This is a genomic window from Streptomyces sp. PT12 (assembly GCF_003311645.1).
Taxonomy (GTDB): domain Bacteria; phylum Actinomycetota; class Actinomycetes; order Streptomycetales; family Streptomycetaceae; genus Streptomyces.
Genome location: NZ_QEST01000103.1, coordinates 16,909 through 38,785, shown reverse-complemented (window position 1 = coordinate 38,785; position 21,877 = coordinate 16,909). Strand labels below are relative to the sequence as shown.

The 21,877-nt window shown below is 74.7% G+C and carries 17 protein-coding genes and 3 pseudogenes; 7 read left to right on the top strand and 13 right to left on the bottom strand.

Annotated elements, in window-relative coordinates:
- A pseudogene (locus DEH69_RS12505) lies at positions 1 to 379 on the bottom strand (MFS transporter); the annotation flags it as partial.
- 22 nt (positions 380 to 401) lie between these two features.
- On the opposite strand from DEH69_RS12505, the gene DEH69_RS12500 reads away from it, so the two are divergent.
- The gene (locus tag DEH69_RS12500; protein ID WP_113687021.1) at positions 402 to 1,112 is read left to right on the top strand and encodes a FadR/GntR family transcriptional regulator; all 711 of its coding nucleotides are present in this window, start codon (positions 402 to 404) and stop codon (positions 1,110 to 1,112) included.
- Here DEH69_RS12500 and DEH69_RS12495 read toward each other — a convergent pair.
- Together DEH69_RS12495 and DEH69_RS12490 are read right to left on the bottom strand one after the other, a co-directional pair.
- Positions 1,100 to 2,077, bottom strand: coding sequence for an SDR family NAD(P)-dependent oxidoreductase (locus DEH69_RS12495; RefSeq protein ID WP_113687020.1), 978 nt, complete (start codon positions 2,075 to 2,077; stop codon positions 1,100 to 1,102). The two genes, DEH69_RS12500 and DEH69_RS12495, sit on opposite strands and share 13 nt — an antisense overlap.
- Before the next feature lie 195 nt (positions 2,078 to 2,272).
- Positions 2,273 to 2,947, bottom strand: a complete 675-nt coding sequence (locus tag DEH69_RS12490) for a helix-turn-helix domain-containing protein (protein ID WP_181727402.1) — start codon at positions 2,945 to 2,947, stop codon at positions 2,273 to 2,275.
- Positions 2,948 to 3,025: 78 nt separating this feature from the next.
- Here DEH69_RS12490 and DEH69_RS12485 point away from each other — a divergent pair, with 78 nt between their 5' ends.
- Together DEH69_RS12485 and DEH69_RS12480 are read left to right on the top strand one after the other, a co-directional pair.
- On the top strand, positions 3,026 to 3,433 hold the full coding sequence (locus DEH69_RS12485; protein WP_113687018.1) for a glyoxalase/bleomycin resistance/extradiol dioxygenase family protein: 408 nt from the start codon (positions 3,026 to 3,028) through the stop codon (positions 3,431 to 3,433).
- A 147-nt stretch (positions 3,434 to 3,580) separates the two neighbouring features.
- A complete protein-coding gene (locus DEH69_RS12480) occupies positions 3,581 to 5,020 on the top strand; it encodes a hypothetical protein (protein ID WP_113687017.1) in 1,440 nt (479 codons plus the stop codon).
- Positions 5,021 to 5,194: 174 nt separating this feature from the next.
- On the opposite strand, the pseudogene DEH69_RS32660 reads toward DEH69_RS12480, so the two are convergent.
- Positions 5,195 to 5,278, bottom strand: a pseudogene (locus DEH69_RS32660) (transcriptional regulator); the annotation flags it as partial.
- Between the two features lie 5 nt (positions 5,279 to 5,283).
- Between DEH69_RS32660 and DEH69_RS12470 the strand changes: the two are divergent.
- Positions 5,284 to 5,600 (top strand): annotated as a pseudogene (locus tag DEH69_RS12470) (NAD(P)-dependent oxidoreductase); the annotation flags it as partial.
- 62 nt (positions 5,601 to 5,662) lie between these two features.
- Here the strand turns inward: DEH69_RS12470 and DEH69_RS12465 are convergent.
- Positions 5,663 to 6,058 (bottom strand): nitroreductase/quinone reductase family protein, encoded by a 396-nt coding sequence (locus DEH69_RS12465; RefSeq protein ID WP_113687016.1) that lies wholly within the window; start codon positions 6,056 to 6,058, stop codon positions 5,663 to 5,665.
- Positions 6,059 to 6,224: 166 nt separating this feature from the next.
- Between DEH69_RS12465 and DEH69_RS12460 the strand changes: the two genes are divergently transcribed.
- On the top strand, positions 6,225 to 8,213 hold the full coding sequence (locus DEH69_RS12460; RefSeq protein WP_113687015.1) for a LodA/GoxA family CTQ-dependent oxidase: 1,989 nt from the start codon (positions 6,225 to 6,227) through the stop codon (positions 8,211 to 8,213).
- Positions 8,214 to 8,225: 12 nt separating this feature from the next.
- Complete coding sequence (locus DEH69_RS12455; protein ID WP_113687014.1) at positions 8,226 to 9,398, top strand: tryptophan 7-halogenase; 1,173 nt, start codon at positions 8,226 to 8,228, stop codon at positions 9,396 to 9,398.
- A 49-nt stretch (positions 9,399 to 9,447) separates the two neighbouring features.
- Here the strand turns inward: DEH69_RS12455 and DEH69_RS12450 are convergent, their stop codons facing one another.
- From DEH69_RS12450 to DEH69_RS12430, 4 genes are all read right to left on the bottom strand, one after another.
- On the bottom strand, positions 9,448 to 10,218 hold the full coding sequence (locus DEH69_RS12450) for a dienelactone hydrolase family protein (RefSeq protein WP_220131242.1): 771 nt from the start codon (positions 10,216 to 10,218) through the stop codon (positions 9,448 to 9,450).
- A 215-nt stretch (positions 10,219 to 10,433) separates the two neighbouring features.
- The gene (locus DEH69_RS12440) at positions 10,434 to 12,038 is read right to left on the bottom strand and encodes a TROVE domain-containing protein (protein ID WP_113687013.1); all 1,605 of its coding nucleotides are present in this window, start codon (positions 12,036 to 12,038) and stop codon (positions 10,434 to 10,436) included.
- A gap of 379 nt (positions 12,039 to 12,417) precedes the next feature.
- Entirely contained in the window at positions 12,418 to 13,212 is a 795-nt protein-coding gene (locus DEH69_RS12435; RefSeq protein ID WP_113687012.1) for an SDR family NAD(P)-dependent oxidoreductase, read from the bottom strand.
- 9 nt (positions 13,213 to 13,221) lie between these two features.
- Positions 13,222 to 14,355: a radical SAM protein gene (locus tag DEH69_RS12430; RefSeq protein ID WP_113687011.1), complete on the bottom strand. Its 1,134-nt coding sequence runs from the start codon at positions 14,353 to 14,355 to the stop codon at positions 13,222 to 13,224.
- A 507-nt stretch (positions 14,356 to 14,862) separates the two neighbouring features.
- On the opposite strand from DEH69_RS12430, the gene DEH69_RS12425 reads away from it, so the two are divergent.
- The gene (locus DEH69_RS12425; protein WP_113687010.1) at positions 14,863 to 15,924 is read left to right on the top strand and encodes a Ppx/GppA phosphatase family protein; all 1,062 of its coding nucleotides are present in this window, start codon (positions 14,863 to 14,865) and stop codon (positions 15,922 to 15,924) included.
- Here DEH69_RS12425 and DEH69_RS12420 read toward each other — a convergent pair.
- From DEH69_RS12420 to DEH69_RS12405, 4 genes are all read right to left on the bottom strand, one after another.
- Entirely contained in the window at positions 15,815 to 17,119 is a 1,305-nt protein-coding gene (locus DEH69_RS12420) for an MATE family efflux transporter (protein WP_113687024.1), read from the bottom strand. The two genes, DEH69_RS12425 and DEH69_RS12420, sit on opposite strands and share 110 nt — an antisense overlap.
- Positions 17,120 to 17,248: 129 nt before the next feature.
- Positions 17,249 to 18,274 (bottom strand): phosphotransferase family protein, encoded by a 1,026-nt coding sequence (locus tag DEH69_RS12415; RefSeq protein WP_113687009.1) that lies wholly within the window; start codon positions 18,272 to 18,274, stop codon positions 17,249 to 17,251.
- Between the two features lie 123 nt (positions 18,275 to 18,397).
- Entirely contained in the window at positions 18,398 to 20,890 is a 2,493-nt protein-coding gene (locus tag DEH69_RS12410; protein ID WP_113687023.1) for an ATP-dependent Clp protease ATP-binding subunit, read from the bottom strand.
- A 412-nt stretch (positions 20,891 to 21,302) separates the two neighbouring features.
- Positions 21,303 to 21,848 (bottom strand): CGNR zinc finger domain-containing protein, encoded by a 546-nt coding sequence (locus tag DEH69_RS12405; RefSeq protein WP_147255541.1) that lies wholly within the window; start codon positions 21,846 to 21,848, stop codon positions 21,303 to 21,305.
- Positions 21,849 to 21,877 lie beyond the last annotated feature (29 nt).

Below are 21,877 nucleotides of genomic sequence, written 5' to 3'. Positions count from 1 at the left end.
GCGCGATGCCCGCGAGCGCGAGGCCCGTCAGCGCGATGAACGCCGCCGTTCCCCCGGCGACGGGGCGCAGCGCCAGGCCCGTCGCGAGCGCCGCGAGCCCCGCCGCCACGACCGCCTCGGCCCCGTGCCGCCCGGCCAGCCGCGGCGCGGTGAAGCCGATCGCCGCGAAGCACAGCGCGGGCAGCGACGCCAGCAGCCCGGCGAGCGTGGCGCTCATCCCCAGCGCGGCGCGGGCCTCTTCGAGCACCGGGCCGAGGCTGGTGACCGCGGGGCGGAGGTTGAGCGCGGCCAGGATGAGCGCGGCGATCGCGAGGCGGCGTATCCAGCGGCCCGTCAGGCCCGTCACCGCGGATGGGATCACGGGTTCGTCGTTCGGCATCCCGTCATCGTAAAGTCATGGGATGAGTCTACGTCCCATCAATCGCCCGTCGGGGCTGTTCGACGAGGTCATCGCGCAGGTGCGGCGGCAGATCACGTCGGGCGCGTGGCCCGTGGGGTCGCGCATCCCCACCGAGCCCGAGCTGGTGCGGGCGCTCGGCGTCGCCCGCAACACCGTCAGGGAGGCCCTGCGCGCCCTCGCGCACAACGGGCTGCTCGACATCCGCCATGGCTCGGGCACCTATGTCGTGGCGACGAGCGAGCTCGCGGGCGTCATGCGCCGCCGCTTCGCCGCCGCGGACCAGCGGGATGTGCGCCAGGTGCGGCACGCGCTCGAGGAGTCCGCCGCGGGGCTGGCCGCCCGGCACCGCACGGACGAGGACCTGCGCAGGCTCGATGCGCTGCTCGAACGGCGCGAGCGGGCCTGGGAGTCGGGCGACCGCGACGCGTTTGTCCACGCCGACGCCGCGTTCCACCTCGCCGTCGTCGCCGCGTCCCACAACGAGGTGCTGCTCGGCCTGTACGCCGATCTCGGGCAGGTGATCGCCGACTCGCTCACCGAGCACTTCGGGGCCGCGCTGCGCCCCGACGACTACATGGACCACGCCCGCCTGCTCGACGCCATCCGCGCGGGCGCGCGGGCGGCGGCCGCGGCCGAGGCGGCCTCCCACACGGCGAGCTGCCATGGCGCTCCGGCGGACGACGGGGGCCGGGCCGCCGCTCAGCCCGGGTGAGCGGGAAGCGGGAACGCGACGCCCGTCAGGCGTTCCGACAGGGTCCACAGGCGGGCGCCCCTGAGCGGGTCGGTGTCGGCCGTGGGCGGGCGCTTGGCGACGGGGAGGCCCGTGCCGCCGCGCGACGGGCCGTAGTAGCGGCCGCCGACCGCCTCGGGGTCGGTCGCCGCGCGCACGGCCGCCCAGGCGCCGCGGTGCTTGCCCTGGGCCACGGGGGCCAGCAGCCCGGCCGCCGCGCGGGCCGCGGGCGAGGGCTCGTTGACCCCGGCGCGCAAGGGGCTCGCGGCGTCGAGGCCGAGCCCCGGGTGCGCGACGACCGCGTGGACGTCGGCCGCCGCCGCGCGCAGGCGGCGGTCCAGCTCGAACCCGAAGCACTGCACGGCGTGCTTGGACCGCGCGTAGGCACGCTTCCCGCGGTAGGAGCGCTCGCTCATGAGGTCGTCGACGTCGTCAGGGCCGAACGCCGTCCGCCGCGTGATCACGCTGCCCACCGGCACGACCCTGCTGCCCCGCGTCGCCGCGAGCGCGGGCCAGGCCAGCGCGGTGAGCGCGAAGTGGCCCAGGTGGTTGGTGCCGACGGCCAGCTCGAAGCCCTGCCTGGTCGTGCGCCTTGCCCTGCCGGGGTGGACGACCGCGGCGTTGTGGATCAGGCCGTCGAGGCGGCCGATGCGGACGAGCGCCGCCGCGGCCGACGCGACCGACTCCAGGTCGGCGAGGTCGAGCGGCACCGTGACGACATCGGCGCCCCGCACCCGCTCGCGCAGCGCCGCCGCGGCGGCGTCCGCACGCCCCGGATCCCTGGCGAGGAGCACCACCGCGGCGCCCGCCCCGGCGAGGTGTTCGCAAGAGAAGTAGCCGATCCCGGCGTTCCCCCCGGTCACGGCGAACGTGCGCCCCGTCAGATCGGGCACGTCCCGCGGCGTCCATGGCCCCGCCGAGCGCGGGCGGCGTCGTTCGGCGGTCACGGAGCGACATTACGTCACGGGAGTGACACTGAGACATCAGGGCCCCAGGGCCTCAGGGCCTCAGGGCCTCAGGACGTCAGGGCCTCAGGGCGTCGGAGGCGCGCCGTCCACCGGGGTCTGGGTCAGCACATACAGCTCGGGATCCCCCACGGGCCGCAGCAGCGCGAACGTCAACCGCCGTGCGTCCGCGGCCCGTTAGCCCACCGCCACCGTCGTCGGACGGAAGTCCTCCACCGCGCGGCAGCGCCACCAGTGCACGACGTCGGGCCGCTCCTCCGTCAGCGCGTGGACGATCTCCGCGGCCCTCGCGTCGTCCGGCACCTGCCCGGTGACCGCGCGGAACTGCTCGTACAGGCCGCGCAGCAGCGCCTCCGCGTTCCACAGCGCGGGGGACGAGGCCAGGTGCAGCAGGACGTTGCGCCGCGGCGGGGGTAACGCGTCCGGGTCGCCCCACAGCTGGCGGTGCGCGGCGTTGCTCGCTAGGACGTCGAACCGCCCGTCCGTCACCACCGCGGCCGTGTGCGGCCAGCCGTCGATGAGCGCCCGCGTCCCCTGGCCCACGGCGGCGCCGTCCCCGAGGGACGCCTCGGGCGAGAACCCCGCGAGGGAGAGCGCGTACCGGTGCGCGGCGGGACCCATGCGCAGCGCGCGGCACACTGCGTCGATCACCTGACGGGATGTCGTCACCCTGCCCTGTTCGAGCCACGTGTACCACGCGACGCTCACCCCGGCCAGCGCCGCGACCTCCTCGCGCCGCAGCCGCGCGGCCCGCCGTCTGCGGCCGCCCGCGAGCCCCACATCCGCCGGTGTGACCAGCGCACGCGCGGCGCGTAGACGCGCACCCAGCTCGCCGTTCGGCGATGCGTCCATGCGGCGCGTCCTTTGAGGGCGACCCATCCCATGAACGGCCGCCTGCCACCCCCGCGGCCCGCCGACCAGGCTGGACTCATGACGATGTGGCGACGCACCTCCGACTCCTCCCACCTCACCGAACCCCGCGTGCTCATCCGCGTGTTCCTCGGCCCTGGCACGCTCGACGAGAGCATCGCGTTCTACGAGGAACTTCTGTCCACCGAGGCCGACGGCAGGTTCGCCTTCGGCGCGCTCAGGCTCGCTTCGGTCGGCGCGTTCCTCCTGATCGAGGGCGCCGATGAGGATCTCGAGCCGTTCCGCGCCACCACGGGCACGCTGCTCGTCGCCGATGCCGCGCCGTACCAGGAGCGGCTGGCCGCGGCGGGCGCGGAGATCGTCCTGCCCCTGAGCGAGGTCCCCACCGGCGCGAGCTTTACCGCGCGGCACCCCGACGGCACCACCGTCGAGTACGTCCACCACAGACCCACCGCCGACGGGCAGTGAGTGCGGCCTCACCTCGGGTGGGCCAGGTGACCCCCACGGGCGCGGCGTTCGAGGCACCATGCTCTACCTGACACGGTGTTGCCGAACGGTGACGGGGGGCGTGGCGCAGGTTCGTCGTGAGCGTCTGGTGGGGTCTCGGGGATCGAGGTGCTGTTCCACACCTGCCGGGTGCGGCCCGGCGAGGGGCAGGAGCGCAGGCGGGGGCGTGAGCTGCCCGTCGTGGTGCTGCTCGGGCCGCGTGGGAGCGGCAAGACGGCCATGCTCGGCCACCTCGGGTTCATCGCGTCCCGGCGCCCGCACGCGCTGTATGACTTCGGCTCCGACGCCGCCGTGCCGCGAAGCCCCTACGAGGTCGCGGCCCGCTGCGCGCTCGGTCTCTCGCACGGCTTCCCGCGCCAGCCCCGGGTGCGCTTCCCGAGCCTCGCGCTCGGGCTGCTCGTGGTGCGCACGGGGATCAGCCTCGACGAGGCCGAGCCGCGCAGGGCGCGGGCCGAGCTGCGGGCGGCGTTGCGCCAGGCCAGGGAGAGCGGCGCGGACGACGGCGCTCAACAGGCGGGCGCCGCACTCACGTTGCTCCAGGACCTCAACCTGCTCCAGCTGCCCGGGATGAGCCTGCTGACCAGCCTGGTCCAGCGTGGCCTGCCACGGCTGCCCGTCGAGGTGATGTGGCACACCGGCCTCTCCTGGTACCGCGACCAGAGCGCCTACCGGCGGATCGACGCCCTGCTGGCGCTCAAGGAGCGCGGCGAGAGCCAGGACGCGGGCGATCGCCGCGCCGTGGACCGGATGCTGTGCGCCGCGTTCATCGAGGACCTGCGGGCCCACTACGCGCGTCACCCCGGCGACCGCGCGTCCGTCCTGCTGCTCGACAACATCGACCGGGGCGAAGGGCGTGCGTTCCTCGACCTGCTGGTGGAGATCCGCGAGGAGAACGCCTCCGAATCAGCAACCAGATGGCGAACCTGTGCCAGCGCGGCCCCGACGTCATCTTCTTCGCGGGCCGCGGGCCGCGGGCGTGACCTGCCCGACCTGCTCGCCCCCCTCAAGGGCCGCCCGTGCGACGGCGAGGTGACCGTGCTGTCGGGGGACGACCTCTCGCAGGCCACCCAGCAGGAGGGCTTCGACGAGGTCGTCGCGGCGCTGCGGGACGGCGACATCGACCTGGTGTACACCGGCCTCGCGCACTCGGGGGCCTGGGAGGCGGCGGAGGAGTACTTCGACCCCGACGCCACCGCGGTGTTCAGGGACGGGGGCACCTATGTGACGACGTTCTCCGACCAGGGCCTCGGCGACGGCCAGGCGATCATGGGCTATGACGTGGTCAGGACGGCGGTGAAGGCCATCAGGGCCACGGGCAACGCCAGGGACGTGGTGGCGAGCGACGTCTTCCAGCAGCTCACCTCGCGCAACGACCGCAACGCCATCCCTGGCGCCAGCGGCTACATCTTCCTGCGCAACGACGGCAGTCCCGACCGCAAGGCCATCCCCGTCATCCGCGTCGACGAGAGCGGGCAGCTCACCACCGAGGCCGTGCTCGCGGCCGAGGGCGAGCCGTTCGTCACCGGCCATGAGGCGGCGGGCGGGTAGCCGGGGAGCCGCCCGGGCGCCGGTGCCCGCTTCGGTACCCACCGTCAGTAGCCGCGGTCAGTACCCACTCATATGTGGGTACTTGGCAGCGGGCGGCGCCCGGGCGAGGCCGAGGGCGGGCGGTCGCAGGGGCCGCCTGACGCGCGGGACGCGGAGGTGGCCGTGGATCAGGGGGGCCGTGTCGGCCGGGGCGAGCCGCTCCAGGCGGCGGTGGCCCCAGTCGGAGAGAGGGGCCAGCGCCTCGGCGAGGTCGCGGCCGAGCGCACGCCCTCGCGGTGGCGAGGGCCGAGGGGATCACCGCGCGCGAACTGGCGCCGTTCGCCCGGGGGATCGGGTCGATCCTCCCCGCGATCACCGAGGAGACCGCGGAGGAGGTGGACAGCGGGGTGTTCACCGAGCAGTGCAACCGATCACGTCGGCGGTGTCGTCGATGGCCCATATCGTCCACACTTCCGAGGCCCACGGCATCGACGCGGGCGTGATGCGCGCGGCCGAGGGCATGGCCCGCCGCGCCATCGGCCTGGGCCACGGCGCGGACGGCATCATGCGCGTCGCCGAGCCCCTGGACCGCACGGCCTAAACGGCCTGAACGCCGTCCTCGTCCCCGGGCGCCGAGAGGGCGCCCGGGGGCGGGGCCATCTCCTAGCCGGTGATGTCCACCCGCACCGACAGCAGGTCCGTGCCGAACATCTTCACCGCCGCGCTGTTCCCGCGGGGGAGCTTCTTCAGGCGGGCGCGGGTGTCGTCCTCGGGCAGCGGGGTCGCCACGCCCTCGTACCAGCGGCCGCCCACGCGGACCCGGACCCGGGGGTTCGCGCGGATGTTCCTGATGTACTGCGACTTCTCGCCGTGCTCGGACACGAACCAGAACTCCCCGTCCGCCAGCCGCCCGCCGACCGGTGTCCGCCGGGGCTGGCCCGAGGTGCGGCCGGTCGTCTCCAGCAGGGTCTGGGACTTCACCCGCCTCCCCATGGGGTTGAGGATCCGTCGCTGGAAGGCCGTGACGGCCCGGTGCTTGAAACCGCTGCTGCGCGCCATCCCCGCACTCTAGAGGGCGGGGCCAGCCCGCGCCCCGGCTCAGTCCAACGGAGCCCGCCCGGTGGCGGGTGGCGCCTCGGGGCGTCACCGTCGGGAGGAACCGCGACGGCGGGATGCCGCGATGTCGGCGAGACGCCGCGATACCGGTGGGAAGGAGGGCGTCCGGGTGCCCGAGGGAATCGCCTATGCCACGATCCACCCCGCCATCGGCGTCGCCCGCGTGGGCAACAGCACCCGTCCCGACGGCTGGTACCTCGGGCCCGAGACGCCTGACCCGCCGCCTCTGCCGCCCGGCACGGTCAAGGACCCGGACGGGGCGATCAGGCGCCAGGGGGCCCGCTTCCGCCTCTATGCCCATGACGCCCAGGACCGCGTCATCGGAGAGCTGATCCCCGGCGAGGACGGGGTGAGCGTCGAGTGGGGCGTGCACGTCGCCAACGCCAAGGCGGCCTGGTACGCGTTCAACCTCGCCCTCGACCTCGACGAGGCCGCCTCCCTCAGCTCCCCGCGCCGCAACGCCGGGATTGCCGACCGCGCCTCGCTCGTCATCGACCCCGGGCCCAAGAAGATGAACGCTGCCCCAGGCCAGCGGGTGGCCCTGACCGGCGGCTCCTTCCGGGGCACGGCGGTGCCGCTCGGCGAGATGCTCACCGACGAGCGGGGGCGCCTGATCGTGCTGGGCGGCCAGGGGCGGTCCCGCTCCCCGGGGAACGCGCCGCTCACGTCGTTCGCCAACAATGACGGCTGGTGTGACGACACCTCCGACGGCCCGGTGACCGCGCGGGTCACGGTCGGCGGGGCGGCCGTGCGCGTCGAGCCCGCCTGGCTGGTCGTCGCCCCGCCCAGCTATGCGCCGGACGTCAAGACGGTGCGCACCCTCTACGACCTGCTGTACGACCTCTATGTGCGGGAAGGCTGGCTCACGGCGCCCACCACGCCGTCGTTCGACCGCGACATCCTGCCGATCCTGCGCCGCTTCCGCGAACTCCAGTGGGTCAACAAGGGGTTCGCCGCGCGCTTCGGGCACGGCGGCCCCGACGACTTCCTGGCGCCCGACAGGCTGCGGCGGCTCGCCAGCCCGGGGCCGAGCCACCAGGAGCTGCGGCGCCAGGTCTTCACCGCGCTGCGGGACTACGACCGCGACGGTCTCTCGCCCGTGCCCTGGCCCTGGGTCTACGGCGACGCGATGGCCAGCAGGCCCAGGTCCGTGCGCCAGCACCTGGCGCTCTCGGCCACGCAGCAGGGGCTGCTCCTCGCCTGGGCCGAGGGGAGGTTCGACGCCAGGCCGTGGCCGGGCTTTCCCGACGACGTCGACGACGCGCCCCTGGCCGAGCGCCCCGGGCTCCTCGACCGGGCCGCCCTCGACTTCTGCCTCGCCGACGCGTTCCACCCGGGCTGCGAGGTCACGTGGCCGCTGCGCCATCTGTCGCTGTACACCGCGCCGTTCCGCGTGCGGAGCGGCGGGCCTCCGGTGACCCAGGACCTCGGGGCCGCGCTGACCCGGCAGAAGGCGCTTGCGGCGGACGGGCCGTTGCACGGGCAGCGGCCAGGGGGTCTGACCCGCTGGATGGCCGTGCCCTGGCAGACCGACACGGCGAGCTGCCGCTCCGGCTACGAGTCCGCGCTCGGCCTCGGCCCGCGCTACGACCCGCACCTTCCGACGTTCTGGCCGGCGCGCGTGCCCAACCATGTGCTCACCGAGGCGGACTTCGCCATCGTCGACGCCCCCACCGCGCCGGGCGTCGACGAGGCGGAGCGGGAGGCGGCGTTCGCCCGGCGGGCTTCCTGGCTGCGCGGCCTGGGCGGCGACCCGGCGCAGCAGCGCGCGCAGGCCGTGCGGGACTGGCACCGCTTCGGGGTCGTGGAGACCCGGGAGTACACGGTGGGCGACGGGGTCTTCCCCGGGCGCCTCGGCGTGGAGTCCGAGCCGGGCTTCGCCCTGGAAGGCGTCTCCCCGACCAGGAACCTGGTGAACGTCCATGTCGAGGAGGCCATCGCCAGGAGCGGCGAGCGCAGCCGCGAGGTGGCGCGCGGCGTCGCGGAGACGACCGGCCTGGCCGAGGAGGACATCACGGTCGGCTATCTCGACAAGCTCGATCCGTTCGGCGAGGACCGCGTGGACGGGCCCGGCCCGGACGGCGAGGGAGAGCGGTGAGGTGGCGCGGCCGTGTACGACGTCGTGGTGGCGGGCGGCGGGCCCGCGGGCTCGGCCGCCGCGCTGACCCTGGCCCGCGCGGGCCGCTCGGTGCTGCTCGCCGACGCGGGCACGGGGCCGCCCCCGGTCGGCGAGGCGCTGCCCGCCGCGGCCAGGCCCCTGCTGCGCGACCTGGACGTGGCCGACGCCGTGCCGGGGCCCGGGCATCTGCCCCGGCTCACCATGCTCTCGGCGTGGGGCTCCCCGGCCGTCTCCGCGACCGACAGCGTCGCCGATCCGCACGGGCCCGGCTGGCACCTGGACCGGGCGCTGTTCGACCGAAGGCTCAGGGACGCGGCGCGCGCGGCGGGCGCCCGGGTCGAGACCCGCGCCTTCGTGCGCGCCCCCGCCCGGCGGGCTGACGGCACCTGGGCGCTGGCCCTGCGCACCCCCGGGGGCCGTCAACTCCTGTGCTGCCGCTGGCTCGTGGACGCCACGGGCCGCAGGGCCGCGATCGCGGTGGCGTGCGGCGCGACGCGCAGGATCGAGGACCATCTGATCGCGCTGCACCGCACCGAGCACCCTGAAGCCCCGCGCCCCGAGGCCCAGCGCCCCGAGGCCCAGCATCCCGAGGCCGAGCGCCCCGAAGCCCCGCGCCCCGAAGCCGAGCACCCCGAGGGCGCCCCGGGCCCCGCCCTGGTCGCCTCGGCCCCCGATGGCTGGTGGTACACCGCGCCGCTGCCCTCGGGCCTGCTGCTGGTGGCGCGCTTCACCGACGCGGACCTGCCCGCGGCGCGCGCCCGCGCGGGCTTCCGCCGCGCCGCCGCGCACACCTCCCGGCTCGAACCCGTCACCGGCGACGGCTGGATCGCCGCGGGCGACGCCGCCGCGACGTTCGACCCGCTGTCCTCGCAGGGCATCCTCACCGCCCTGGCCACCGGGCTGGCCGCGGGCCGCGCGCTGGACGCCCGCCTCGGCGGCGACCGCGACGCCCCGCGCCGCTACGCCGCCCGGATCGCCGCCATCACGGCCGCCCACCGCCGCAACCGCCTCGACCACTACGCCCTCGAACGGCGCTGGCCCACCGCGCCCTTCTGGCGCCGCCGCCACACCGCCCCGCCTCCGACACGTCCAGAGCCTCATGACACCCATCACGCTCACTCTCCGTCAATAAGCCAACACTCTCAGTGTCGGCCATCGGGGTGACCCGACGGTATCCCTCGAAAGAGTGAACCAATGTCGCACGCCGATCCGCTCAGACCAGTACCTCGGCCAGAAACGACCGGAGCGAGGCCGTCGCCCGGCGCGCGGATACCTCGTGGTACCCCACCCCGCCCTCGGGGTCGTTCGCCGTGGGCGTCGTGAAGGCGTGCAGGGTGTGGCCATGGGCGTGGATCTGCCAGTCGAGGCCGCGCTCGGTCAACTCCCGCCCCAGCGCGGTCACATCGGCGGGTGGCGCGAACGGGTCGTCCCAGCCGTGCAGCACGAGCACCCGGGGTCCCGCGGGTCCGGGCCGCCGCTCCGGCATGTCCCCCGGCGGGGTGAGCACGCCGTGGAAGGCGGCGACCGCCCGCAGCTCCGCCCCGGCCCGCGCCAGGTCGAGCACGCACAGCCCGCCGAAGCAGAACCCCACGGCCGCCACCCTGCCCCGGTCGACGCCGGGCAGCCCAGGCCCCGCCGTGGCCATCGCCACGACGTCGAAGAGCCGCCGCCGCAGCGCGCCCCGGTCCGCCATGAACGCGGCCATCCGCTCCCCGCGGCGTTCGGGCCCGGCCTGGGTCACCTCGGTGCCGAACAGGTCGACGGCGAACGCCGGATACCCCCACCCGGCCAGCGTCTCCGCGAACGCGACCTGGGCGTCGTCGAGGCCATCGAGGCCGTGGAAGACCAGCACCAGGGGGCGCTCCCCCAGGACCCCCGCGCCCCCCGCCGCTCCCGCGCCCCCCGCGTCCGCGACGAGCACCCCCTCGCACGCATCGCCGCCCAGCTCGTACGCGATTCGTTGGGTGGACAGGGTCGGCATCATGGCCCCTTCCCGATGGCTGACGTTCCGGCTCGGAGGCCCGACGCTACAAGCCGCGCCCCGCCCCCGCGGCGCGGCTCGGCCGAGGCCGACCCCGCGCCCACCCCCTCGGGGCGCGGGGCCGGGCCGCCCTCAGGGCCCCCGCGCCCCGAGGGCCCCGCGCCGCCGCGCCCCGCGCCGCCGCGCCCCACGCCGCCGCGCCCGGGCCCCGCGCCCCCTCAGGACTCCCACGGCCACGGAGCGTCCCGGCCGCGGTCCAGGAGGTCCACCATCGTGAACAGCTTGTCGCCGAACCCCGCGATCTCGTACCGGCCCGGGCGGCAGGTGTCGATCGAACTCGGGGCGTACCCCGCGGTGTTGACGCCGAACATCGGCACCGACGCCGGGATCGCATCGGACACCGCGACGCTGTTCCCGCCCCGGCCCCCGATGCTCGTGGGGTACCGGAACGCCTGCATGTCCGAGATGATCACGACCCGGTCATGCCCGCGGAACGACGAGCGCAGCGCCGCGACCGTCTCCGTGCCGTGGCCGACCTCCCCGATCCGGTCGCAGAACGCCTCGGCCTCCCGCAGCACGCTGCCGCCCCGCGTCATCCTGTGGGCGAACGTGCCATTCGCGAAGCCCACCAGGTCCACCGCGCAGCCGCGGGCCACCAGCGCCGCCGCGAACAGCGCCCCGACGTCCACGTGCCGGATCCGGCTCCTGGCCGACACTCGGCCCCGCATCGACGCGGAGGTGTCCACCAGGACCAGCGTGCGGCCCTTCAGCGTCGGGATGTTCGCCGTGGACGCGGCCAGCGCCCGCTCCAGCGCGTGCCCCCACCGCAGCGAGGGCGCCGCCCGGTACGCCGAGAGGAACCGGTAGGGGAACTGCCGCGAACGCCTCACCTCCTCCGGGTCGGCCAGCCGCGCGCACACCGCGTCGGCCACCTCGTCGGGGACGCCCGCCTCGTCGAAGTTCCGCAGGTTCCGCGTGAGCGCCATCAGGCCCATGTGCGGGATGATCGCGGACCACGCGTCCGCGTCCATCGCGCCGAGGCCCGCGAGCGCCTCCCACGTCATCCCGGCCGCCCCGAGCCGCGCCGGGTCCGCGAGGAACCACGCGCGCCGCTCGTCCCGCGGCAGCGCGGCCGCGGCGCGGTGCGCGGAGATCACGGGGAGCCGGTCGGTCACCCGGAGAGCGGGCCGCTTCCAGCGCCGGTCCGCGAGGTGGTCGAAGAGGTCAGCCTGCCACGGCGCCGCCGGGGTCGGCTTCGCCAGCGCCACGACGTCCGCCATGCGCCACGCCTGCCCGACGCCGTCGTACTTGAGCGCAGCCCGCTCGCCGTAGAGCCGCGCCACGGCGTCGGCGACCCCGCGCTGCACGCCGCCGGGCAGCGTGACCCGGCCGGTCCGCCGCTTCCAGTACGCGATGAACTCGGCGGGCTCATCCGCACGCACGAGCGCCCCCGCGACCATCTCGCGCACGGACACGGTCGCGGGCCTTTCGGTCCCGGCCCGCCGCGCGAGCGCGGACTCGGCCGCCATGACGAGCGCGGCCGACCGCATGTTCATCTCGCCCCGCAGATAGGGGACGAAACGCGCCACCCAGTCGGGGTCCTCACGCGTCGCCGCGCGCACCAGCGTCTGGAAACGCCGGTCGCGGCCCTCGGCGGCCTCGTAGAAGGTGTCCTCGCCGACCATGTTGACCGCGGCGAAGATGAAAAGATCGCTCTTGGCGTCCCTGCTGAACGCCGCCCCGCCCTCGAATGTCGTGGCCGACCCCGTGGTGGTCATCGGGGAAGTCGGCGCACCGGCCCGCTTCTTCGTGAACTTGCCCATGAATTCCCCCTGGAGAAAAGCGATGGGGCGAGGGCCGATTCCCCAAGGGAGGGACGCGAGTACCCGGCGCACGAAGAACACAGTGCTCTTCCGCTTGAGCTACACCGGCCCCGAAGAGCCGGCGGCGGGACTCGAACCCACAACCACTCGATCCACAGTCGAAGTAACTCCGTGCTGCGCTTCGCGCCCCACCCCTGTGGAATCGGCCTACCCCATCGCTCGCGAGTGCCATGCGCCCGGGGGTGAATTTCCTTGGAAGTGAAGAAGTAACCCCCGGACTTCGCTTCGCGACGCACTCAGCATAGGCACTCGACCGCCGCCCCCGCACGGCCATTTATTCCGTGCGGGGATTCATGGCGTGCGAGGGCGCGCCGCGGTCTCAGGGCAGGATCGCGTCCACGTAGCCGCCGTCGACGCGCAGCGCGCCACCCGTCGTCGCGGAGGCGTGGTCCGAGCTCAGGTACACCACCAGGTTGGCGATCTCCGCGGGCTCGATGAGGCGCTGGATCAGCGACAGCGGGCGGTGCTCGCGCATGAACTGCCGCTGCGCATCGTCCCACTCCTTGTCCTCGCCCACCAGCTCGGCGACGAACGCCTCGACGCCCCCGGTGTGCGTGGGTCCCGCGATCACCGAGTTGACGGTGACGCCGCTGCCCGCCGCGGCCTTGGCGAACCCGCGCGTCACCGCGAGCAGCGCCGTCTTGGTGACCCCGTAGTGGATCATCTCGGCCGGGATCGCCACCGCCGAGTCGCTGGCGATGTTCACTACGCGCCCCCACGAGCGCTCCCGCATCCCCGGCAGGAAGGCGCGGATGAGGCGCACCGCGGACAGGACGTTGATCTCGAAGTAACGGCGCCACTCGTCGTCGTCGATCTCCAGCGGGTCGCGGCTGCCGTAGATGCCGAGGTTGTTGACCAGGATGTCCACCCGCGGCACGGCCTCGGCGAGCGCCGCGGCGCCCTCGGCCGTCGCCAGGTCGGCGGCGACGGGCGTGAACGCCGCGCCAGGCGCCTCGTCCGACAGCCGCCGCGCCGCCGCCTCGGTGCTCTCGGCCGACCGCCCGTTGACCACCACCCGCGCCCCGGCCTCCCCGAGCCCGCGGGCGATGGCGTAGCCGATGCCCTGGGTCGATCCGGAGACCACGGCCGTTCGTTCACTCAGTTCGATGCGCACCGGGAAACCCTAGGCGGTCCCCGCCGATCCCGCGCGCGGCCGCGGCAGGTAGCGGGCGTGCAGCTGGCCGCACGCCGCGTCGATCCCCGCCCCGAACTGCCGCCTGCGCGTGGCCCGCACCCCCAACTCGCGCAGCCGCCCCACGAAGCGCGCCACGCATCCCTCGCCCGGCGGGGTGAACGCCGGATCCGCGCCCGTCGCGGCGTTGAACGGGATCACGCTCACATGGAAGAGGCCGGGGCGCGGCCGCGAGCGCACCAGGGCGGCCAGCGCCGCGAGGTGGTCGGGCGAGTCGTTGACCCCGGCGATCAGCAGATACGCCAGATACACCTTGCGCCGCCTCGCGGCCACGTACCGGTCGAGCACCGCCAGGTTCTCGGCGAGCGGGAAGCGGCGTTCCAACGGGATGAGCTCGGCGCGCTGTTCGGGGAAGGGCGAGTGGACGGACAGGGTCAGGGTCACCTGCGGGTGCTCCTCGGTGAGGCGCCGCAGCCCGGGCGCGAACCCCACGGTCGAGACGGTGATCCGGCGCGGCGAGATGCCCGCGTAGCCGGGGGCGGTGAGTAGGTGAAGGGCGGGGAAGAGGTGCGGGTTGGCGGGCGCCTCGCCCATGCCCATGAACGCCACGCTGTCGGGGAGCGCGTCGCGCGCCCCGCGCCAGTGGGGGTGGACGACCTGGGCGTGGATCTCGTCGGCGGTGAGGTTGCGGACGAGCCCGACCGCGCCGGTGGCGCAGAACGTGCACCCCAGGCCGCAGCCCGCCTGCGAGGACACGCACAGCGAGGACCAGCCCGCGCGGTAGCGGGCCAGAAGCGTCTCGGCGCGGGCGCCGCCCGGCGTTTCGAAGAGGACTTTCTCGACCTGCTCGGCGGACCTGGCCGCCACCGGGGTCAGCGGCAGCAGCGTCGCGCCGAAGTGGTCGGCCAGCTCGCGCCGCAGGGGGGCGGGGAGTTCGCTCAGCTCGTCGAAGTGGGTGACGCGTCGGTGGTGGAGGCCGTGGACGAGCTGCCGGAAGCGGAACTCCGGCTCGCCCGCGCCCACCAGGTGGTCACGGATGTGGGCCAGGCGCGTTCCCGGCGGGGGGTTGGGCAGCAGCGGAACGCGCGCGGAGCGCCGGGCGGGGGCGGCGTGGCCTGGGGTCATGGGGATCTCGCATTCGCTCGCGGTGGACGCGTCGCGAACGCCTCGTGGACGCCTCGTCGACGCGTTGGTCGGGCCTCGGGAACAAGCACCGCGCGGCGGCCACCGGGAGGAGGGGAGAAGGCGTCCTGCCGGACGAGGGCCCCGCACCGAGGTCGCACCCGCACACGGGCCGGACGGCCGAAGCCGTGCGGCACCACGCGGTGTTCGCGAACCTCAGACGCGCAACGTGCACCTCTGTCGTCGACAACAGGACGCGATCAACGCTAAGCGCCTTCCCGCGGAAAGGCAAAGGACTTACCGCACCGCTCAACGGCCCCCGCTCAACGCTCCCCCGCCGCCCCGCCCTTCTCGCGGTGGATTCCAGGGGACGGGGCGTGCGGCTCGGGCGGGGCGAGGCAGGTCATCCGCGAACCGTCTCCCGCGACCCCATGGTTGCGAATGCGTCATGTTCGCGCCAGTGGGGCGGGCGGCCGCGTGACGGGGAGTCGTCGCGGGTACGCGGAGCGTATGCGTATCGCTGTGCTGGACGTGGGGGCCAACGCCGCGTGCCTCGTCGTCGCGGAGGCCGAGGGGCGCGTTCCCGCGGTGGTCGGGACCGTCAAGTATCCGCTGCGGCTCGGGAAGTTGGCGGGCCCCGACGGGTGGCTCGGGGAGGCGGCCGTCGAGCGGGTGGCGGGGGCCGTCGGGGCGGCTCTGGGGGAGGCGGCGCGCCGGGGGGTGGGGGAGCCGTTCGCGTTCGCCACCGCGATCGTGCGGGACGCGCCCAACGCCGCGAGCGTGCTCGATGAGGTCCACCGGCGCACGGGGGTGTCGCTGCACACCCTGCCGGGGGAGGCCGAGGGCGCGCTGACGTTTCTCGCGGTGCGGCGGTGGATGGGTGAGGGCTGGACGGGTGAGGGCTGGACGGGTGGGGGCGGCGGGCCGCTGCTGTCGCTGGATATCGGCGGGGGCACGTTCGAGGTGGCGCTCGGGCGGGGCGAGGCGCCGGATCTCGTGGCGTCGCTGCCGCTGGGCGCGCGCCCGTTGACGCGGCGGTGGCTGGCCGACGGCGATCCGCCGTCGGCGGGCGCGGTGCGGGAGCTGCGCCGTCATGTGGCGGACGTGCTGCGGGGGTTGAGTGGGCGGGTCCGCGCGGAGGCGCCGTTGCGCGCGGTGGGCACGTCGCGGACGTTCCACCAGCTGGCTCGGCTGTGCGGGGGGCGTCAGCTGGCGCTTGCCGACCTGCGCTCCGCGACCCGCCGCCTCGCGGCGCTGTCATCCGCCGAACGCGCCGCGCTGCCCGGCATCTCGGCGGCGCGCGCCCGGCAGTCACTCGCCGGGGCGATCGTCGCCGAGTCGGCGATGCGGGCCATGGGCCTAGCCGCGGTGACCCTGTGCCCGTGGGCGATCCGCGAGGGCATCCTGCTGCGCCACATCGAGGACGGCCCCGGATGGTGGCGGCACCCCTGGCCCACCGCCGTCACGGTGAACGGGTCCGGGGCCTGGCGGGCGCCCGCTCCTTCGGAGCCTCGGCGCCCCCGGCCGCTCCGCCCCGGCGGCGCAGGATCAGCCACGCGGCAGCCGCCGTGACCAGCTCGGCCACAGGGAAGCTGCTCCACAGCCAGGTGGTCCCGGCCAGGGAGGCGAGCAGCAGGAGCGGCACGCGCACCCCGACGATCGACCCGATCGAGATCAGATACGAGGGCCGCGCCCGCCCGAGCGCCTGGAAGTACGCGGCCACGAGCGTCGCCACCCCGGCGAGTGGATGGCCGAGCGCCAGCACGCGAAGGCCGTCGGCCGCCGCGTCCCGCACCTCGGGGTCGTCGGTGAACGCCCCGGTCAACGGCCCCGCGGCGCCGAGGAGAACGGCGCACGCGGCCGCCCCGTACAGCGTCGTGGCGCGCAGGGCGAGCACGCGGGTGCGGTGCACGCGGTCGGCGAGCGCGCGGCCCGCGTTGTAGCCGATCAGCGGCTGCATGCCCTGGGAGATGCCGAGCTGGGGCATCAGCGCGAAGGTGCCGATGCGCGCGCAGATCGCGTAGGCGCTCAACGCCACGGCCCCGCCGAGCCGCAGCAGCAGGACGTTGGCGAGCGCGGTGACCAGGGTGGTGCCGAGGCCGCCGAGGAACGAGGGGGCGCCGAGCGACACCAGGCGCCGCAGCGTGGGCCCGTGGGGGCGCAGGTCGGCCAGGCCGATGCGGTAGGGGCGGTCGCGCTGGAGGAAGAAGAACCACAGGCTCAAGCCCACCGACACCGCCTGCCCGCCGACCGTGCCGAACGCGGCGCCGCGCACGCCCATGTCGAGGCCGAAGATCAGCAGCGGGTCGAGCACGATCTGGCAGACCACCGAGACCACCCAGATCAGCGTCGAGAACCGCATCCGCCCCTCGGCCCGCACCAGGCTGGAGAAGCCGGTCGCGGTGAGCGAGCCCGCCAGGATGATCAGCGCGTAGTCGCGCGCGGGGGCGCGCGTCTCGCCGGCGGCGCCGAGCACGGTGAGCAGCGGCTCGATCAGCAGGATGCCGAGGCCGCCGATGAGCACGGCCGCGGCCCAGAAGACGACGAACGCGTTGCCCGCCGCCCGCGCGGCGCCGCGCGGGTCGCCAGCGCCGAGGCGGTGGGAGACGAGCGACGCGCCGCCGACGCCGACGGTCGTCGAGACCGCGCCCAGGATCAGCAGCAGGGGCGCCACCAGGTTGACGGCCACGAACGCGGTCTCGCCCACGCCGCGCGAGATGAACCACGCGTTGGTCAGCGCGTAGATGCCATACGTCGCGACCGCCATGGTCGCCTGCGCGGTCGACGTGGCGAGCAGGCGGCCCACCGGGCGCGTGCCCAGGGCCGCCGCGCCCTCCCGCCGTTCGCCGCGCCGTTCACCCCGCCCTTTACCCCGCCGTTCGCCGCGGGCCAACGGTCAGCGCGCGGGCTCGACGCTCGGCGCGCCGCTCAGCTCGGCGACCGAGGCCGCCAGCCGCTCGCGCGCGGAGTGGTACTGCGACGGGTCCTCGTGGCCCCTGAACACCGTCTCGATGACCATGATGAGAAAGAGATACAGGGTGTAGAGGCGCCGCCGCGTCAGCTCCGCCTCGGTGAACGAAGGCTCCCTGCCGTAGCCGCGCAGAAAGCTCAGCGTGCCGTCGGACAGCTCCGGCTCGGTGACGGGCAGAAACCTGGCCTCGAACAACGGGTCGCCGTACAGCGCCCTCTCGTGGTCGATGATGCTCACGAGCGCGCCGTCGCGCACCATGACGTTGAAGTCCCACAGGTCCCACTCGATGAACACCGGCTCGGTCACCTCGTCCAGGCTGTCCGCGTGCCGGGCCACGATGCGGCGGATCGCGTCGTAGTCCTGGCCGAGGTCGACGCCGCGCCGTTCGCCGTCGCGCAGGACGTTCTCCAGGAGGCCGGTGAAGACCTCGCGCCAGCTCGTGCCGCTCGGCGGCCCGCCGAGCAGCGGCCCGAAGCGGTCGCCGGGGATGCCGTTGAGCGCGCGGTTGGCGGCGCCGAGCGCCTCCTCGCACGCGAGGTAACGCTCGCGCGGCAGGTCGTCCTTGACGACGCCGAGGTTGTCGGCGTCCACGTACTCCATGAAGAAGTAGTCCGCGTCGCACAGCTCGTGGGTGTCGTCGTGGAAGAGGACGGCGGGCACCGGCACTTCGGTACGCTCGCGGATCAGGGCGAGCGCGGCGACCTCGGTGCGCATGGCGTTCCGCTCGTAGGTCATCACCTCGACCCCCGCGGGTGGCGCTATCTTCAACGCCACCGACGCGCCGTCGCGCAGCCGCACGCGGTAGGCCACGTTGAACCAGCCGTGGCCCAACTCGTCGGCCCAGCCGTCGCCCTCGGGCACGCGGTCATCGCCGAACGCGCGCGCCACCATGGCGCGCAGGACGTCGGGCGACTGGCGGTTCTTGGCGATGCTCTCGGTGACGGGTTCCATGGGCGTGTCCCTTCGGCCTCGCGTTCCGCTGCCGTCGAACACCGTAGACCGGCCCGCCGCTTCCCCCTCCCCCCCTCGTGCCCTTCGGGCGCCGCCGTGGGCATCGCCCCGCCCCCTGGCTTTTCAGGACCCGGCCGCGGCGCGCCGGGCGTCGTGGCTCCCGCCGCTCCCGCCGCTCCCGTCGCCCCCGCCGCCCTTGACATAGCAGGAGAGCCGCCCGTCCTTGACGTCGCACACCGCCGTGTCACCGGGGTTGACCGTGCCGTCGAGCAGCATGTCCGCCAGGCGGTTGTCCAGCTCGGACTGGATCGTGCGACGCAGCGGCCCGGCGCCCGACCCGGCGCCCGACCCGGCCTGCGACCCAGCCTCCGACCCGGCCCTGTGGCCGCGGTCGGCCAGCCACTCCCTGGCCGTGTCGGTGACCTCGAGATCGACCTGCTGGGCGTGCAGCCTGCGGCGGCTGCGCTCCAGCGGCAGGTCGACGATGCGGATGAGGTCCTCATGCCCGAGGCCGTGGAACACCACCGTCTCGTCGATCACGTCGAGGAACTCCGGCCCGAAGCGGCTCCGCAGCCCGCCCAGCACGTCGTCCCTGAACGCCTCCACCGCGCCCCCGCGCTCAGGGACGCGATCCGACGCGATGGTGCTCGTCATGATCACGACGGCGTTCCTGAAGTCGGCCGTCCGCCCCCGCGCGTCGGTCAGGCGCCCCTCGCCGAGGACCAGAAGCAGCACGTCGAACACCTCGGGGTGCGCCCTCTCCACCTCGTCGAACAGCACCACGCCGTACGGCGCGCGGCGCACCGCCTCCGTCAGCCTGCCCGCCTCGCCGGGGCCGCCAGGGCCGGGCGGCGAGCCGATGAGCCGCGCGACGGAGTGCCGCTCCCGGTACGCGCCCATGTCAAGGCGCACCAGCCGGTCCTCCTCACCGCACAGCAGCTCGGCGAGCGCCCTGGCCAGCTCCGTCTTGCCGACCCCGGCAGGGCCGACGAAGAGGAAGCTGCCCGTCGGCCGACCGGGATCGCCCATCCCCGCCCGCCCGCGCCGCACGGCCCTGGCCACCGCGGTGACCGCCTCCTCCTGCCCGATCACCCGTCGGCGCAGGGCCTCTTCGAGCCGCATCAGCCGCTCGCGTTCCGTCTGGGTGAGCCGCGCGACGGGGATGCCGGTGCGCGATGACAGCACCGACGCGATGTCGTCCTCGGTGACCAGCGGCACCTCGGCGGGCTCCTCGCCCAGATCGGCAAGCCGCTCCTCGGTCTCCCTGATCCGCAGCGTGAACTCCGCCGCGCGCTCGAAGTCCTCGTTGCCGACCGCCGCGTCCTTCTCCCTGGTCAGCCGGGTGAGGCGGTCCTGGAGGGCGGTCGCCTCCCGGCTGCCGCCGCCGTCGCGCAGCGCGACCCTGGCGCACGTCTGGTCGATCACGTCGATCGCCTTGTCGGGCAGGAAACGGTCACGCACGTAACGGTCGGAGAGCGTCGCCGCCGCGTCGACGGCCTCGTCCGTGATCCCCACCTGGTGGTGCGCCTCGTAACAGTCCCGCAGCCCCCGCAGGATCTCGACCGTCTCATCCACGGTGGGCTCGCGCACCATCACCGGTTGGAAACGCCGTTCCAGCGCCGCGTCCCACTCGATGCTCCCGCGGTACTCGTCGACCGTCGTCGCTCCGATGAGGCTGAGGTCGCCCTGGGCGAGGGCGCGCTCAAGGATGCTCCCGGCGCCGTTCGCCGCGCCGTTTCCCGCGTCGTTCCGCGCGCCCATGACGGTGTGCGCGTCGTCGATGAACAGGACGACGCTCTTCTCCGCCGCCGCGACCTCCTCGATCACCTTGGTGAGCCGCTCCTCGAAGTCCCCCGGGTGGCGCCAGCCCGCGGCCAGGCCCGCCATGTCGAGCGCGACGACCCGCCGGTTCGCGAGGGCCCGCGGCACATCGCCCGCGACGATCCGCTGCGCCAGGCCCTCGACGATCGCGGTCTTGCCGACGCCGGGGTCGCCCATGAGCAGGGGATTGTTCTTCCCACGGCGCGAGAGAATCTCCACGGTGCGCTCGATCTCCTCCGCGCGCCCCACCACAGGGTCAAGGCGCCCCCCGCGGGCCTCGTCGGTGAGGTCGCGGCCGTACGCGTCGAGCGTGGGCGTCGATGGCTCGCCGCCCGCGGGCGTCCACCGGCCCCCCGCGCTCTCCCGCAGCGCGCCGGGCACCGCGCACTCCGAACGCAGCGCCGCCCCCGCCGAGGAACGCGGCTCGTCGAGCAGCGCCGCCAGGATGTGCTCGGGCCCGATATACGACGCGCGCCCCGCCTGCGAACGGGCGTGCGCCGCCAGCAGAACCCGCTTGGTCGCCGGGGTGAGCGCGGGGTCCCCCGACCGGGTCCCCGTGGGCAGCGCGCCCGCCAGGTCATCGGCCAGCCGGTCCGGATCCGCCCCGGCCCGCGCCAGGAACCGGCGGGCGGCCCCGACCCGCGTCGCGGCCCACAGCACATGCACGGTGTCCAGGTCCGAGCCGTCCTCGCCCGCCCTGCGCCCCGCGGCCTCAAGCAGCTCGCGCGAGGAGTCGCTGAGCAGCCGCCCGATGGGCACCCGCTGCACCGCGGGCGGCGAGGCGGCCGGGCTCATGCCGAAGAAGCGGTCGAAGAAGGCGGCGAAGGGGTCTCCCGAGCCGAAGGAGCGGTCTCCCGAGCCGATGGGGGAGGTTGTCACCGTGATCACCCATTCCCGCGACGTGGCGCGCGGCCGCGATCGTCCGCACAGAGCCGATTGCCGTATGCGGCCAGTCTTGGCCGCGCCCCGGCTTCGTGCGACCGGAATACGGCCCACCGGGTCACCCCACCGGGTCACCCCACCCGGTCACGCCGCACGTTCCCCCGTCGCGTTCAACCGTCCCGTTCACACGTCGCGGCGCCGCACCATACGACCGGGGCAAGCGTCACCGCGGCCACGCCCTCTCCAGGCCCCGGTGGCCGACCTCGCCGTCGCCTGTGTCGTGGCCGCCGCGCCCCGGCGGCCACCATGGACCGAACGGCCGTGCTCAGACGGCCTGTTCGCGCCTGCGCTTCCGGTAGGTGCGGACCTTGGCGATGCTTCCGCAGGCGCGGCCATCGGGGCGTTCCGCGTACATGCCGCACCAGGTGCGGCTGCGGTTGCGGCTGTGGTCGTAGAAGACATGGCGGCAGTCGGGGCACGCCTTGAGCCTCGGCCAGTGGCCATATGCCACGGCGTCGACTACCAGGGCCAGCAGGTCGCCGACCGCGCCGGGGTGCTGGGGCCGGTGCCGCACGGGCGGGTCGTCGCCGAGCGCCGCCACGACCGGGTGGCGGGCCAGCCACTCCCGCAGCCCGTCGGGCGTGCGCTCGCCCAGCGCGTCCCTCAGGTCGGCGCGCAGCCGCAGCAACTCATCCCACTCGCCCTCGCCGACCGGCGCCACATCGGGCAGCGCGGCGCGCCACGATGCCTCCGCGCCTGCCAGCCCGGGCAGCAGATCCTCGGGCGTCCGCGTGTCATTCGGCAGGCGCCAGGTGTTGAGAAACGTCCTGACCTGCTCCAACGCTCCCGGCGCGACGCTGACCGCACTCACTCCGCCCACTCCTCTAGGCGTTGACGCCC